The 15,652-nt window shown below is 38.9% G+C and carries 12 protein-coding genes; 4 read left to right on the forward strand and 8 right to left on the reverse strand.

All coding sequences use genetic code 11. The features are described 5' to 3' along the window. Positions 1-362 precede the first annotated feature (362 nt). The 5 genes from J2Y67_RS17950 to J2Y67_RS17970 all read right to left on the reverse strand — a co-directional run bounded on the left by J2Y67_RS17950 (position 363) and on the right by J2Y67_RS17970 (position 7,584). The gene (locus J2Y67_RS17950) at positions 363-1,781 is read right to left on the reverse strand and encodes an aldehyde dehydrogenase family protein (RefSeq protein ID WP_310176220.1); all 1,419 of its coding nucleotides are present in this window, start codon (positions 1,779-1,781) and stop codon (positions 363-365) included. A gap of 18 nt (positions 1,782-1,799) precedes the next feature. Continuing rightward, positions 1,800-3,143: a 4-aminobutyrate--2-oxoglutarate transaminase gene (gene gabT / locus J2Y67_RS17955; RefSeq protein ID WP_310176221.1), complete on the reverse strand. Its 1,344-nt coding sequence runs from the start codon at positions 3,141-3,143 to the stop codon at positions 1,800-1,802. A gap of 130 nt (positions 3,144-3,273) precedes the next feature. After that, on the reverse strand, positions 3,274-4,071 hold the full coding sequence (locus J2Y67_RS17960) for a carbon-nitrogen hydrolase family protein (protein WP_310176222.1): 798 nt from the start codon (positions 4,069-4,071) through the stop codon (positions 3,274-3,276). A gap of 63 nt (positions 4,072-4,134) precedes the next feature. Then, positions 4,135-5,487 carry an APC family permease gene (locus J2Y67_RS17965; RefSeq protein ID WP_310176223.1) on the reverse strand — a complete coding sequence of 451 codons (1,353 nt, stop codon included), beginning with the start codon at positions 5,485-5,487 and terminating at the stop codon, positions 4,135-4,137. Between the two features lie 363 nt (positions 5,488-5,850). Then, positions 5,851-7,584, reverse strand: a complete 1,734-nt coding sequence (locus tag J2Y67_RS17970; RefSeq protein WP_310176224.1) for a sigma-54 interaction domain-containing protein — start codon at positions 7,582-7,584, stop codon at positions 5,851-5,853. A 444-nt stretch (positions 7,585-8,028) separates the two neighbouring features. On the opposite strand from J2Y67_RS17970, the gene bacA reads away from it, so the two are divergent. The 3 genes from bacA to J2Y67_RS17985 all read left to right on the forward strand — a co-directional run bounded on the left by bacA (position 8,029) and on the right by J2Y67_RS17985 (position 11,263). Next, complete coding sequence (bacA, locus tag J2Y67_RS17975) at positions 8,029-8,826, forward strand: undecaprenyl-diphosphate phosphatase (protein WP_310176225.1); 798 nt, start codon at positions 8,029-8,031, stop codon at positions 8,824-8,826. Between the two features lie 186 nt (positions 8,827-9,012). Continuing rightward, complete coding sequence (locus tag J2Y67_RS17980; RefSeq protein ID WP_310176226.1) at positions 9,013-9,999, forward strand: metal-dependent hydrolase; 987 nt, start codon at positions 9,013-9,015, stop codon at positions 9,997-9,999. A gap of 112 nt (positions 10,000-10,111) precedes the next feature. Then, positions 10,112-11,263, forward strand: a complete 1,152-nt coding sequence (locus tag J2Y67_RS17985; protein WP_310176227.1) for an MGDG synthase family glycosyltransferase — start codon at positions 10,112-10,114, stop codon at positions 11,261-11,263. Positions 11,264-11,284: 21 nt separating this feature from the next. On the opposite strand, the gene J2Y67_RS17990 is transcribed toward J2Y67_RS17985, so the two are convergent. Next, the gene (locus tag J2Y67_RS17990; protein WP_310176228.1) at positions 11,285-12,610 is read right to left on the reverse strand and encodes a S8 family peptidase; all 1,326 of its coding nucleotides are present in this window, start codon (positions 12,608-12,610) and stop codon (positions 11,285-11,287) included. Between the two features lie 200 nt (positions 12,611-12,810). On the opposite strand from J2Y67_RS17990, the gene J2Y67_RS17995 reads away from it, so the two are divergent. Beyond that, a complete protein-coding gene (locus J2Y67_RS17995; RefSeq protein ID WP_310176289.1) occupies positions 12,811-13,569 on the forward strand; it encodes a TrmB family transcriptional regulator in 759 nt (252 codons plus the stop codon). A 28-nt stretch (positions 13,570-13,597) separates the two neighbouring features. On the opposite strand, the gene deoD is transcribed toward J2Y67_RS17995, so the two are convergent. Beyond that, a complete protein-coding gene (gene deoD, locus J2Y67_RS18000; RefSeq protein ID WP_310176229.1) occupies positions 13,598-14,302 on the reverse strand; it encodes a purine-nucleoside phosphorylase in 705 nt (234 codons plus the stop codon). Positions 14,303-14,331: 29 nt separating this feature from the next. Beyond that, positions 14,332-15,510, reverse strand: a complete 1,179-nt coding sequence (locus J2Y67_RS18005; RefSeq protein ID WP_310176230.1) for an MFS transporter — start codon at positions 15,508-15,510, stop codon at positions 14,332-14,334. Positions 15,511-15,652: the final 142 nt, after the last annotated feature.

Below are 15,652 nucleotides of genomic sequence, written 5' to 3' on the forward strand. Positions count from 1 at the left end.
TGAGCCAGGATCAAACTCTCCAAGAAAGTTGATGTAGCTCGAATGTTACGTTGGCTTCATTTCGAAAGAAATGAATATTATTGTTTGTTGACGTTTTGTTTGTTTAGTTTTCAAAGAACAAAGTTCAAATTGCCTTATTAAGTAATTCTTGTTTAACGCCTCATCTCGAAGCGACAAAAATTATTATATCACATCGCTCAAGTCATGTCAACAAATAATTATTTTTGTATAATATTTGTTTGCGCATTTCCGAAGCGGCTTTATTAGAATATAACAATTATACTATTACGTCAACATATATTTGAAATTTTATTAAAAAAATTCGGGTGGCGCTAGACACCACTCGAATTTTTTCGGATTCATTATTTTTTAATGCTGATCAATTTCATTTCGGTCATTTCTTCGATGGCGTATTTCAAGCCTTCGCGTCCAATTCCACTTTCTTTTACGCCGCCGTATGGCATGTGGTCGACACGGAAGGTTGGGATATCGTTGATCATGACGCCGCCCACTTCTAGTTCTTCAGCTGCATTGAGTGCTTTAAAGATGTCATTCGTGTAAATACCTGCTTGAAGTCCATATCTCGAATCGTTTACATAGGCGATAGCTTCCTCAACGGAAGAAACTTTGTTAATTAAGACGATTGGTGCAAATACCTCTTGACAGGATACCTTCTGTTTCGGATCGACATTTAGCAGAACAGTTGGCTCCACGATATTTCCTTCACGTCCGCCTCCTGCAGCAACAACAGCACCGGACCGCCTTGCTTCCTCAATCCACGAAAGTGCTCTTTCAGCATCCTTTGGACTAATTACAGCAGAAACATCTGTTTCTGGATCAAGCGGGCTGCCGAGTTTCAGCGTCTTCGTTTGTGCAACGAATTTTTCGACAAACTCCTCATAAAGGTCCTCATGGACATAAACCCTTTGCAATGAAATACAAACCTGGCCAGCAAAGGAGAAGGCACCGGTAACGGTTCTTGGAATAATCGAATCAATGTCAACACCCTTATCAACGATTAACGCTGAGTTTGAGCCAAGTTCAAGTGTTACCTTCTTCAATCCTGCCTTATTACGGAGACCAATTCCTACTGCAGGACTGCCTGTAAAGGTAATCACTTTTACACGATCATCCTGAATTAAGCGGTCACCGACTACACTTCCACTACCTGTTACCACATTGATGGCGCCATTAGGTAAGCCCGCTTCCTGAAGCAGCTCCGCTAAGAAAATAGAAGTTAACGGTGTTTGTGATGCAGGCTTCAATACGACTGTATTCCCTGCTGCAATGGCTGGACCGACTTTATGAGCCACTAAATTCATGGGAAAGTTAAACGGAGTAATTGCTGCTACAACGCCGACTGGCTCCCTTAAAGTAAACGTAATCCGCCCTTCTCCACCTGGAGCTGCATCCAACGGAATCGTTTCCCCATGAATACGTCTTGCTTCTTCGGCTGCAAATTTATAGGTCATGATTGTCCGTGCTACCTCAGCCTTTGCTGTCGTCCAAGGTTTTGCTGCTTCAAGTGCAAGCAAACGGGTACATTCTTCTTCATTTTTCGTTAAAAGTTCCACTAGTTTTTCTAAAATGGATGCCCGCTGATGTGCCGGCATTTTTGCCATAACAGGCCTTGCCTTCTCGGCAGCTGCTATCGCATCATCTACATCCTGTGCATCAGCATAAGCAATTTCAGCTAGAAGTTCATTATTGTAAGGACTGTATAATGGACGATACTCTTTTGTTTCCTTCCATTGTCCATCTATTAAAAGATGTTTTTTCATCTAGAACACTCCTATTCTTTAAACCAATTTTTTAAACACGGATTCAATTGTATCAAGAGCCTCATCCAATTGATCATCGGTAATGACAAGTGGTGAAAGGAATCGCAGTACATTTCCGTATAATCCCGCACTAAGAACAATTACACCTTGTTTCTGACATTCTGCAACAAGCTTGTTTGTTAAGTCCTTGTCGGGCTCTTTTGTTTGCGAATCTTTTACAAGTTCTACCGCACACATTGCACCTAGGCCGCGGACATCGCCAATTACATCATATGTTTGTTTTAGGTCGTTGAAACGGGAGATGATCTTTTCGCCAATCACATTTGCACGGTCGAGAAGCTGATCTTCTTCGATTGTTTCAATAACCTTTAAGCCGGCCACACAACCAAGCGGGCTTCCGCCATACGTACCGCCGATTTCTCCCGGAGCCGCAGCGTCCATAATTTCCGCACGGCCTGTTACAGCACTGATTGGCAGCCCGGCAGCGATTGATTTTGACATGGTCATGAGGTCCGGTATGACATCAAAGTGCTCAATCGCAAACATTTTTCCTGTTCGTCCAAAACCAGTTTGAATTTCGTCTGCAATAAATAGAATACCATGCTGTTCACAAATTCGTTTCACACCTTGTACAAAGGTCTTGGATGGTACAATAAATCCGCCCTCACCTTGAACTGGTTCCATAATAATCGCCGCGATTTCTTCTGCAGGAACTTCAGATTTGAAAAAGTCTTCAAGTTGATGCAATAGATTCGCATCTAGCTCTTCTTGGCCAACACCAAATGGCGCACGATAATAATACGGATAGCGGACTTTATAAGTATCCGGTGCAAATGGACCAAAACCAAATTTATAAGGTTTCACTTTACTAGTTAGTGACATTGCTAGTAGTGTTCTGCCATGGAAGGCACGGTCAAAAGAGAGAATGGCCTTTCTGCCGGTATATTTACGAGCAATTTTTACTGCATTTTCAACGGCTTCCGCACCGCTATTTAGGAAAAAGGTCTTTTTCGCATGTGAACCAGGTGTAATTTCATTTAACTTTTCAGCAAGTTCAATATATGGTTCGTACATCATCACGTTAAAGCCAGGGTGAATATACTTTTGAATTTGCTCCGTCAATGCTTCAACCACTTTTGGCGGGCAATGACCTGTATTTTGTGTACCAATAGCACCCGCTAAATCAATATAAACATTTCCGTCCACATCTTCTAAGACTGCACCATTACCTTTTGCTGCAAAGGACGGCACATTATTCGATACACCCACTGGTACATTTTTTGCTCTTCTTTCTAAAAGGGCTTCAGCTTTTGGTCCTGGAATCGATGTTTTAAGTTCAATTGTTTTTGTTGTTGTACTCATGTTATTTACCCCTTTTTTAATTTATTTAACTACTTATCTACAATGCAAAAAGCGTGCCAAGCGATAAATTCCCTTTTTACCATCATTCACGAAAAAGTTTCATTCAAAAATGAATAATCGATATTCAAAATTAAATGGATTGATAGAGTTCATGTCTGCGGTCGGCTAAATAGTCAAAAGCAGATGAAGATTTTTTAAAATTTTCTTTAGAAAAATCAATGATTTGTACAGTTTCTAAATCCGCACCAAGTTCAGAAATGATTTTTCCATCCGGTCCAATGACTGCACTTTGACCATGGTATTCATATTTTTCATTGGACCCGATGCGATTGCAGTAAACCACATAAAATTGATTTTCTAGCGCTCTCGCCTGAATAAATAGACGATGGATATATTCATATGGTGCCATATTGGCAGAATTCACAATTAAGAGATTCACCCCTTGTAACGCTAGTGCTCTTGCAGGTTCAGGGAATTCAATATCATAACAGGTGAGGAAACCGATGGAAAAGCCGTCTTGATTCACGGCTTTCAGCTCATTTCCCTTGCTGAATAATTCATTTTCTTCTGTAAACAAATGCGTTTTACGGTAATAAGCCAGAGCTTCACCATCTTTCCCAATGAGGCAAGAGGTAATATAGATTTCTTCATCCGATACATACTCTGGAAAAGAATACAGCACAGAAACCGGGAAATTCGCCAGCATGCCTTTAATTCTTTTAAAGCTCTCCCCTTCACGCACCTCCGCTATTCCTTTCAGTTGCTCCTTTAAGACTAAGCCAGTCAGGTTTAACTCTGGTAATATCAAAAGATCCGCCGATTCCTCCGAAGCCCTCTTGATGGCAGACTCCATTTTTCTTAAATTTTCTTCTTTATTTCCATCCACTACATCCAGCTGTGCGAGTGCAATTCTAAAAGCTTTTTCCATTTAAACATCCTCCTTTTTGCGAGAAAAGAAGGACCTGTTTTTCCGAGCCCTTATTTTCATCCATTACACAGCCTCATCTATTTTCTCAAAATGCATTTCAGGCGGCTGCCTTTTAAACATTTTCGTAAGAACCATCAGGTAGACAAATCCGATCACGGCCCATGCCCCACCCAAAATCAGCGCATTCTTATCTAGATTTACAAATAACCAAGCATCAAAACAACAGCCTAATGCAGGAAATAATAAATAGAAAATTTTATCCTTTCCTGACCGTTTTCCACCTTTTATATAAAAGTGAGCGATAACGGATACATTGACTAACGTAAAGGCGACAAACGCACCAAAGTTAATGAATGAAGTAGAGGTTGAGACGCTTAGTTTTAATGAAAGCAAACCAATTACCGCGACTATCAATATATTAAAAACCGGTGTTTTAAACTTTGGATGTAGAACCCCAAAGATTTTCTTCGGAAGCACGGAGTCGCGGCCCATTGCAAACAGCAATCTTGATGCACTTGCTTGCGCGGAAATACCTGAAGCAAACTGAGCAATAATAATCCCCGCTAGAAAAATAGCACTAAATAAATTCCCGCCAATTTGTTTGGCAATTTCAAACCCGGCGGAATCCACCGCTTTAAAATGGGTAAAATCCGGGTGAGCCAAATGAGTGAAATAAGTAGAAACGACAAAAATCACCCCGCCAATTACGGTTGTTAAAATAATGGCTTTTGGAATCGTCTTTTCAGGATTTCTTGTTTCTTCGGTAAAGGTTGAGATTGCATCAAAACCAAGGAAGGAATAGCATGCAATCGAAGCCCCGGCAAGAACAAATGAAAACGATACATGGTTATTAACGAACGGGCTGATGGAAAGAAGTGTGCCTGCTCCTCCCCCTCCTAAAACACTTTTAATGCTTAGAATAATAAATAGTGCAATGACCAAAAATTGAAACACCATCATAATAAAGTTGACCTTGGTGCTTAATTTGATTCCAAGAATATTGATAGCAGTTGTCACGCAAATGAATATGAGGATCCATAACCATGATGGTACAGCAGGAAATGCCGCATTCAAATAGGCGCTCCCAATCAACCAGATGGCCATTGGAATAAAGACATAGTCAAGCAAGGTAGCCCAGCCGACCATAAATCCGAGGTGAGAATTAAGAGATTTCCTTGTGTAGGTGTAGGCAGATCCAGCTACCGGATAGGCTTTAACCATTTGCGTATAGCTGAAGGCAGTAAAAAACATCGCAATTAAGGCAACTAGATAGGCACTTGCCTCAAGTCCATGAGTTACTTCTGCTACGGTTCCATAGATTCCGAAGACAATCATTGGAGCTAAATAAGCTAGTCCAAATAAGACCAGATGTGATAATGTAAGTGAACGTTCGAACGACACCTCGTGATTTTCCATATATTGTTCCCCCTTAAGTCGTCGCAATTTTTTTAAGATAACGCTAACAATTTCCTTCTTTATGCAAGCGCTATCTATTTGACTAGTCCCCCTAGTAGGAATAATCTGAATTTTTAAGTCATGGATTGACGATTCCTTTGTATGACTCCCTTCTACCCTTTTTAGTAAAACAACTTCCTCCAAATATCTATATATCAATCCCTATTATTCTAATATGCATATTTCGTGCCAAACCCCTAGATATCGACATTTCAACCTTTTTAATATGTATAAATCGACAGTTCATTCATTTTTGAATGACGATTATTCAAAAATGAATGAACTGCACATTTTCACTATATTAGAAAAACATTCGTGTTATTTTTAACGTACCTGAAGGCTGTTCTTTAATTTGTTATAAAGCCTGCTAATGGTCGGCTGACTCACTTCCAACACTTCCGCTACTTTTGTTAGGGTCTTATATTTTAATAGAGCTAATTGAAGCAGCTGTCTTTCCGTATCCTGGACTGCATGTTGAAGAGGGATAATGGTATGCACTTCCACTGGATGTTGGTTTTTCTGACGGTTGTCCAATATTTTTACAAGATCGTTCGCTGTAATCATTTGCTCCGCCGTTACGACCATTGCTCTTTCCGTTACATTTTGCAGCTGGCGGATATTCCCCGGCCACTTGTATATCTTTAACACTTCCATCGCATCTTCTGAAAAATACTTTTTCGACGAAAATCTCTCATTATAATAGTCTAGAAAGTGATAAACAATTGGTTCAATGTCTTCTATTCTTTCACGCAAAGGAGGAATAAATAAAGGAATGACATGAATCCTGTAAAATAAATCCTCACGAAACGTTCCTTTGGTAACCATTTCTTCTAAATTTTTATTCGTTGCGGTAATAATACGAATATTGATCGGAATCGCTTTACTTCCACCAATTTTCATAATCTCTCGTTCTTGTATCGCCCTTAAAAGCTTTACCTGTAAATTGAGCGGCAATTCCCCTATTTCATCTAGGAAAAGCGTTCCCTCATTAGCTAATTCGAATAAACCCTTTTTCCCATTGTTTAGCGCACCGGTAAAGGCCCCTTTTTCATAGCCAAACAGCTCGCTCTCCAATAAATTTTCGGGAATGGACCCGCAATTGATCCGAATAAACGGTTTTTCCACTCTTGGGCTCAGCTGATGTATAGCCTGTGCAAACAGCTCTTTTCCTACACCCGATTCCCCGTAGAGGGTAACCGTTGATTCGACCCGGGCAACCCGCTCGACTTCAAACATTAAATTTTTGATTTGTTCAGATTGATAGATAATCCTTTTATCATTTCCCTGCTGGACTTTCTTTAGGATATCTACTTCTTTCCGGTATTTTTCTTTTAATGATTTGGCCTCTTCCAGTTCTTCCTCTAATTTCTTAACAGCTGTAATATCACGAGAGGCAATGACAATTCGTTCTAATTCATTTTTTTGATTAAAAATAGGATTCCCGACAGCCAGGATTTTCCTTCCAAATCGATTATGCTGGACTATCGAAATTTTCTTTTTTTCCTCCATTACTTTTCTTGTAACAGAAGGCTTAAACCAGCCCTTTTCTTCAAGTTCTAAAATATTTTCACCAATGACCGTCTCCGGATTCACTCCCCATAAATGATGCGTGCTTCGATTGGAAACCCGAATAATTTTGCCATAGCTGTCAACTACCAAGACCTCATCATAAACCGATTCGACAATCGCTTCTAAATCAGTGGTAATCGCCCTCAAATCTTTGGAGTACATTTGCTTTACGTACTCTATTTCTATTGATTTTTGATCAGTCCAGCCCATTATATTCCCTGTACTGTTGACCAACAGGGCATAGGAGAAATTATCTTTGAATTGAGATAGCAGCTCCTGGTCCGCCCCCATAATAAAATCTGAATGATAGACCAACTTTTGTTCAGGCTGGTCTTTTTGCATTAAAAGGTGCAAGCTATCACAAATCCCAACAGGCTTTCCCTCTGATTCTATTACCAATAACCGGACACCAGATTGAAGCATAGTATCCAGGGCTTCCTTTACGTTTGTCGAGGTATTGATTACGGCAAAGTCTTTATTATAATTCAAGTGAATTTCTTCCTTTCCCGCTACTTAAAATCATAATCTTGCGATAATTTTTTACTACTATTATGATAACACGGTTCCAAAGAAAAAACCGCTATTAGCAGCGGCTCTACTTACCTGGTTCTTCTCTTATTTTTAAAATATGCTCTAACTGTTGGGAACAGCCTTTTTCAACTTAAGTTTTTCCATTCTACCCGATATAAATCATGTCTGCGGTCGCGCAGCTTCCTTAGTGACCCGGAATTCCGAGATCGCCTCAATATCTCAAGATCAACATCTTCAACACGTAAAAAAGACCCCTACTAAATTAGAATGTTAAGATTGTGTAATTTCCTTGTAATAAGGCTTGAAATAAAAATACAGGTGATACTATACTTCCTTATACATATTGGAATTCATTCTTGATTAAGGTTCAAAACAAATCACAATGAAAGGATTAAGAAGAACATGCATGATCATATCATAGCTTTTATATTAGGAATTGTAGAAGGATTGACTGAATTTTTGCCAATTTCCTCTACAGGGCATTTAATTTTAGTGGGCAGCTTATTAGGGTTTAAAGGTCAAAAGGCCAATACTTTTGAGGTTGTCATACAACTTGGTTCCATGCTTGCTATCTTAGTATTGTATTGGAAAAGATATTTATCTCTATTAAATTTCAGTACGATTGGAAAGCGCGAACAGAAATTAGATGCTGTTCACATCATATTAGGAGTTATACCTGCCGCAATTGCCGGTTTGGTTCTGCATGACTTTATAAAAACTCAGCTATTTTCACCGAAGGTTGTAGTTTATAGCCTTATTGCTGGTGCTATTTTAATGCTATTCGCAGAAAAAAAGCATGGAAAATTCATCACTAATACGGTTGATGAATTGACATACAAACAAGCTTTAGCCATAGGACTTTTTCAATGCTTAGCTGTTATCCCTGGTTTTTCTCGGGCTGGGTCCACCATTTCAGGAGGACTATTAGTTGGTGCAAATCATCGAACAGCCGCCGAATTTTCCTTTTTAGTCGCTCTCCCCATTATGGTGGGTGCAACAGGATTGGACTTAATTAAGAGTTTGAATTTTCTGCATACAAGTGACATTCCCATGTTTGCTATCGGTTTTATCACTGCCTTTGTAGTAGCAATGGTTGTAGCAGTCGTGTTCCTGAAATTAATTCAAAAAATCGGGTTAACTGTGTTCGCCTATTATCGAATTGTATTGGCTATTCTATTTACGGTATTTGTTATTCTTTAATATCGTTCAATACACGAAATCTACCTGCCTTAAACAAACCAAAGAGCCATAAATAAAAGGAGATAATTCTCCCCTTTTATTTATGGCTCTTACAAACTCTTTACATTCTTTTAATAGTTGGCCAAGCTTGAAAACCCGATTTCTTCAATACAATAAAAGTAACTTTATTAATTGGAGAGTGGTCAAATGGACACATTTTCTCATATCATTATTGGTTTAGGATTAGGTGCCCTTGCTCAAGTCGACCCAGCCGTCATAGATCATACATCTTTATCCCAAGCAGTCATAGCAGGTACAGTAATTGGTTCAAATGCACCTGATTTTGACATTATCTATCGCTTTAAGGGAAAAGGAAGCTATCTGCGACATCATCGAGGGATATCTCATTCGCTTCTTGCTCTTCCATTATGGGGTTTGGTTGTATCAAGCATTGTTTACCTCTTCTTCCCAAATTCTCCATTTCTCCATCTGTATTTTTGGACACTTTTAGCCGTATTGGTACATGTGTTTTTGGATTTATTTAATGTGCACGGTACGCAGGTTTTGCTGCCTTTTTCGCGAAAATGGATCGCCTTTGATTCCATCCCGCTGGTGGATCCTTATTTTTTAATCCTACATGTTCTAGGATTTAGCTTACTCCCCTTCTATCAGGCAGGGAAAACCTTTCTAATTATTTATATTTTCTTACTCCTATACCTTGTTATTCGAGCATTTTCCACCCTTTTAATAAAGATACACTTACAAAATCATTTTCAAAATGCAGTTCGATTAAAATTAATTCCACGTATGACTATGTTTAAATGGGATATTATCATTGAGACCAAGGAAGAGTTAATATTTGGAGTTTTCTTTAAAAATAGCCTTTATATTGACCACACTTTCTCCAAAAAGATTAACTTTCCGGAATTGGTCCAAGAAAGTAAAAAGGACCCTTCCGTTTTAGACTTTCTATCTAGTACACACTATGCCTATCCTTTTGTTCAGGAACGAAAAAAAGGCTTTTATGTATATTGGAAGGATTTAAGATTTCGCACAAATAAATTTTTCCCTTCACTTGTAATAATGTTCATTTCCTCTGACCTCAAAAACAAAAAGAGTTTTATAGGGAATTTTCATTCCTTAAAACAATACAAAAAAGTGCTTAGAGATTTAAAACGCATCGATTCAAATTAGTAAATTCATTTACCCGGTTTGTAAAAACTTAACATGGTTTTTACACTACTCAAATATGGAATTATTCATTTTTTGTTATGGTTTTACTAGGTCAATATGAGAGGCTGATAACATGGGGAAAACTGTACTTATTATTTCTTCAGATTATACTGGGCAAGGTCATAAAAGCATAACAGAGTCTTTATGTGAAAAAACTGAATCTCATCCTACCGTTAAAATTCATGTTGTAGATGGCTTTTCACTAGGTGGACCATTTCTAATGAATATCGGCAAATTGTATGGGCCCATTACAAGAAATTCAGAAAATCTATGGAAGTTTTTGTGGAAATTATCAGCAATTAAACCATCGTTCGTTAACAATTTGATAGAAGTTCTAATAAAAGATAACCTTCAAAAATTATTGGATGATGTGAAACCTGATATGATTTTATCTGTTCATCCTAATTTTAATGGTTCAATATTAAACATCTTAGAGAAACAACATCTCCCAATACCTTTTATTACGCTTATAGCAGATCTTGTAAATATTTATCCTTTATGGGCAGACCTAAGGGCAGATTATATTATCAGCCCCACTTTCGAAGCCCGGCACAGGTGTTTAGAATTTGGGATTTCTAATGAGAAAATAAAAGTTTTAGGATTTCCAGTGCGTTCTAGATTTTTCAAAAAAAATAAAATTGAAAAAGTTCGTTATAAAAAAGAACAACCCTTCACATGCCTAATCATGAGCGGCGGTGAGGGCGTTGGAAATATGAAGATGATCGCTGAAAACTTGCTTAATCATTTTGATTGTTCAGTAAAAATTGTAGCTGGAAGAAATGAAAAACAAAGAATTAAGCTAGAAAAATTGCTTAAAAGTCAATATGGAGATAAAGTAGAAATTTACGGTTTTATCAAAAACATTCAGGACCTAATGTTAGCTTCTGATATCATTTTTACTAGAGGAAGTCCTAATGTCATGTTTGAAGCGATTGCTTCTAATACTCCTCTAATCATCACAGGGGCCTTGCCAGGTCAAGAGGAAGATAATCCTGCTTTTGTTGAAAAATTAAATTTGGGAGTGGTATGTAAAAATCCGAATGATATTAAACATACCATCAACACATTGCTTGAAAATAACGGTGAAAAACTAAACATGATGAAGAAATGCCAGCAGGAATTTATCAATTCAAATGCTGCAGAAGATATCTTCCGATTTATATTAGAAGCTGCAGATCCTTATTATGAAGTGAAAATACTACCCAAAAAGAGGCGATTACTATAATAATCGCCTTTCTTCCATTATTTATGGAATCGAATTATTTGCGTTTATATAACCTGCTCCGTATATATTGTCATCTTTTTCTCTCCATAAGTCGGCACCGTTTTTTAGCATGTTTTTTACATCATCTGGCTTTAAATTAGGATTTTGCTGCTTGATCAATGCTATAATGCCGGCACAAATCGGTGTTGCCATCGAGGTACCGGATAAAACAAAGTAATCATTATCTACCCGGCTTGATTTTTGCAGCTTGTCCAAATAAGAATTAGGTGAACGTAGTGAAATAATGTTTACTCCTGGTGCAAGGATATCCGGCTTTGTTGCGCCGTAGATCGTCGGTCCTCTACTCGAAAAGCTGGCCACATCATCATCACTTCTCGTCTCAGCCGTATTACGGTCATCTAATGCCCCGACTGTGATGACTTGGTCACTAATACCAGGACTTGCGATTGTTTTCGCATCCGGACCTTCATTCCCCGCAGCCACGCACACAACAATTCCAGAGACCCAAGCTTCCTCGACAATTTTTACCATCGGGTCATCATTTTCACTTGAAAACTGCTGTGCTGAACTGCCTAATGACATACTGATGATATCAATTTTATTTGGAGGATTTGTCTCATTATACTGAATGCACCATTCAACCCCATCCATGACGGTTTCTAAAGAACCCGACCCTAATTTATCCAGCACCTTCACACCAATCAGATTCGCTTCCGGTGCTGGTCCAGCATAACGAAACCCGGATGCCAGTCCATTCCCTGCTGCATCACCGGCGCAATGTGTCCCGTGGCCATTATCATCATAAGGATCTGTTAGGTTATTAATAAAATCCTTAAAATTGATAATTCTTTCCCCTAAATCCTGGTGTGAGTAAATTCCCGTATCGACAATCGCGATTGTTACTCCTTTGCCGGTTAACACCTGGTTGTTTCTAACCACTTTTTTTGCTCCAGCTGAAGGGATAGCCACATCAAGTAAGGCTTTCACCTCTCTGTTTAAATAGATTTTATGAATATGTTCACAGCCTGATAGTATCGCTTCTAATCCATTGGGGGTTACATCGGCACTGCAGCACGATACCCTCGGAAAATCCCGCTTCATCTTATTTCTTACATGTTGGTTCATGATTTCCTTTACGTCATCGCAGCCCGTTTGATAACAGCCTTTTTTAAACTCGATAATGACGGAAAGCTTTTTTCCTTTTTTGATAAATTCCTCAAACATGTTGTGCAAAAAACAAGGTGTCCATTTGAATGGTTTATAAAGGTTCAAAATTTCTTCACGCAATGGCCGTTCCAGCTTATGTGCATGGGCTCGTACCATTTGGACCATTGAATAACCAAACATCAGCATTCTCCTTTTCATAGTTTTTTTATAGACTATGAAAGAAAGAAAATATCGTAACGGTAGTAGTCTATTCTTTATAAAAAAGGCTCTTATTTAATAGATTAATGATTACAGCTGTTTGCATTGATTTTACAAAAATTCTGTATTCCAATATGATAAAGACTATATCGATGAACTTTTCTAAAAAAGAGGGCGGAATGATGCTGCAAAAGTTTGGTTTTTCACAGTACGAAAGCAAGGTTTATGAAATCCTTTCCTCCAATGATGGGCCGCTCGATGCGACACAAATTGTAAAATACTCCGGGGTCCCAAAAGCAAAGGTATATGAAGTGTTAACACGAATGATTGAAAAAGGGCTGGTGCTGGATTCTGTTTCCGAAAAGAAAAAGCTCTATACGGCACTGCCGTTGAATCTTGTTATAGAAATGCTGACAAAGCAATTCCAAGACAATATCAATCATTTGAAACAAAATTCATCCAAAAAACAAATTACCGATGACCGGGTGTGGAGCTTAAAAGTCGATTCCTCGATTCAATTAAAATGTAAACAATTGCTTCAAGAGGCAAAGAAGTCGATTCAGATTTCTCTTTGGAAAGATGACTTTCAAGAAGTTTTGCCCATTTTACTCGAAAAAGAACAAACAGGGGTGAAAGTAGAGGCACTTGTTGTTGGGGATGTGGAAGCAGACGTTTCTTCGCTCACGGTTTTGTCTCCTAATGAAGAACACCGCATGTTGGAGAATAGCCGCTTAATCATTATTGATGAAGAAGAGATTCTGTTCGCAGGTGTCGAAAACGATGCATGGCAGGCGATGATTACAAAGTCACCGCCATTTGTAAAATTTTTCGCCGACTTCTTTTATCACGATGTGGCCTTAGCCAAGATTACGAAAAGATTTGAAGACATTTTAATGCAGGATGAGGAAATCAAGAGCCTTTTAATGAGGCTTCGATATTAAAAAAAGCAGCGGGGTTGACCCGCTGCTTTTATTTTATAATCGTTTCAAGCGCAATAACTGCCATATCATTAAATGTGGTTTGCCGTTCTTCGGCTGTTGTTTCTTCCCCGGTAAAAATATGATCACTAACGGTTAAAATCGATAGGGCATTCACGCCATATTTTGCAGCCAGCGTATATAATGCGGTGGTTTCCATTTCCACTGCGAGCACACCATAATCAGCCAGTTTTTTCACAATATCCATGCTGTCACGGTAGAATACATCCGCAGACAATACATTGCCAACCTTTATTTCCATGCCTTTTTGTGTGCCTGCTTGATAGGCATTCTGCAGCAAATTAAAGTTGGCACACGGCGCATAATCAATTCCTGGAAAAGCCATCCGATTCGAATTGGAATCTGTTGAGGAAGTCATCGCTAGAACCACATCCCGGACGTTTATATCCTTCTGAATTGCCCCGCAGGAACCGACACGAATTAGGTTTTTCACCCCGTATTCACGGATTAATTCATTTACATAAATAGAAATTGATGGAATCCCCATCCCCGTACCTTGAACGGATACTCTTTTCCCTTTATAAGTTCCTGTGAAGCCAAGCATGCCGCGCACTTCATTATAACAAGTAACATCTTCCAAAAAAGTTTCCGCGATATATTTGGCACGCAAAGGATCTCCCGGTAGCAAAATATTTTCTGCAATTTCCCCTTGTTCTGCATTGATATGAACACTCATTCGACCATGATCATGGAGAGGAATATCCCCTACTCCATCATCATGCTCACCTCCTCTTTTCTATTTTCAGTTGTTTTTCTTGTAATGGAAAAAATGGCGCAAAGTAATGAAAGGATGATGAATACTCCGCCCACCGACGCATTCGCTTGAACTGAATACTGATTGATAACCATTCCTCCAATTACGGAACCTAAGGCAATCCCAATATGCAAGGCTGAGTTATTCAAGCTTTGCTGGATATCTGACGTTTCCGGCGCAGTTTCAATTAAATAGTTTTGCTGCGCAGGTGTAATCGCCCAGCTTAACATGCTCCAAACCATCATGACGATAACAAAAAGTGTAATCGAGAAAGTGACAGTCGGCAAAATAAACAGAGCAACCGCAAACACTACCACAATGGTTATGATGCTTTTCTTTGAACCCCATTTGTCTGCCAGCCAACCGCCAAAGCCGCCGCCGAAGACAGCTGAAATGCCAAAGATAAAGTAGAATATGCTGACCCAGGTTGCATCTAAATGTAGGGTTGTTTTTAAAAATGGAGTTAGATACGCATAGAGAGTTAAATGCCCCGTTAAAAATAAAACAGATGTTAATTGTGCTGATAAGGTCTTTGAATTTTTTAATGTTTGTAATTGCTGTTTTAGCGAAATCATTGGTTTAGGCTCAATTTTATTTAAAAAGGCATACACCCCGGCCATCGAAATCAGCGTTAACACCGCGATAAACAGAAACGGTGAGCGCCAGCCAAAATGGTTCCCAATCACAAGTCCAATCGGTACCCCTAATACAAGTGACCCGCTGATTCCCATAAAAATGACTCCGATCGCCCTCGCCCGATACTTTTCTTTTACAATACTTGAAGCAATGGTTACGGAAAGAACCACTAATAGTGATCCACTTGCAGCTGAGATGATTCTTGAAAGAAATAAAACGAGAAAATTAGGGCTGAGAAAGGTCATCATATTCCCGAATAAAAAGATAAGTAATGTCCAAAGCAGCAGCCGTTTTCTTTCGATTTTTGCCGTTACGGTCAAAAGGACCGGTGAGGCAATAGCAAAAACAAGCGAATAAACCGTGATGAGTTCTCCCGCGGTACTAATTGAAATGCCAAGACCGTCTGAGACAATGTCAAGAATCCCGCCGACTATCAACTCAGCCATTCCGACCACAAATGAAACGATGGCTAAAAGATAGATCCTAAAATTCAATTGGTGACTCCTCCTTTCGGCTGGTTAGTTTTTTAAATGTTTATTTTGGTTACTACTATTATAGTAACCTTAATAAATATTCTATGCAAGGATTTTTTTTAGCATGGAAAAATCAATGAAATCTTAGGAAAAACTAGCTGGA

The organism is Neobacillus niacini (genome assembly GCF_031456445.1).
GTDB classification, from domain to species: Bacteria; Bacillota; Bacilli; order Bacillales; family Cytobacillaceae; genus Neobacillus; species Neobacillus niacini_I.

Bases quoted from the DNA above. Each gene is read 5' to 3' on its own strand.
- J2Y67_RS17950 (WP_310176220.1), bottom strand. From the start codon at position 1,781: ATGAAAAAACATCTTTTAATAGATGGACAATGGAAGGAAACAAAAGAG.
- gabT (WP_310176221.1), bottom strand. From the start codon at position 3,143: ATGAGTACAACAACAAAAACAATTGAACTTAAAACATCGATTCCAGGA.
- J2Y67_RS17960 (WP_310176222.1), bottom strand. From the start codon at position 4,071: ATGGAAAAAGCTTTTAGAATTGCACTCGCACAGCTGGATGTAGTGGAT.
- J2Y67_RS17965 (WP_310176223.1), bottom strand. From the start codon at position 5,487: ATGGAAAATCACGAGGTGTCGTTCGAACGTTCACTTACATTATCACAT.
- bacA (WP_310176225.1), top strand. From the start codon at position 8,029: ATGCATGATCATATCATAGCTTTTATATTAGGAATTGTAGAAGGATTG.
- J2Y67_RS17980 (WP_310176226.1), top strand. From the start codon at position 9,013: ATGGACACATTTTCTCATATCATTATTGGTTTAGGATTAGGTGCCCTT.
- J2Y67_RS17985 (WP_310176227.1), top strand. From the start codon at position 10,112: ATGGGGAAAACTGTACTTATTATTTCTTCAGATTATACTGGGCAAGGT.
- J2Y67_RS17990 (WP_310176228.1), bottom strand. From the start codon at position 12,610: ATGTTTGGTTATTCAATGGTCCAAATGGTACGAGCCCATGCACATAAG.
- J2Y67_RS17995 (WP_310176289.1), top strand. From the start codon at position 12,811: ATGCTGCAAAAGTTTGGTTTTTCACAGTACGAAAGCAAGGTTTATGAA.
- deoD (WP_310176229.1), bottom strand. From the start codon at position 14,302: ATGAGTGTTCATATCAATGCAGAACAAGGGGAAATTGCAGAAAATATT.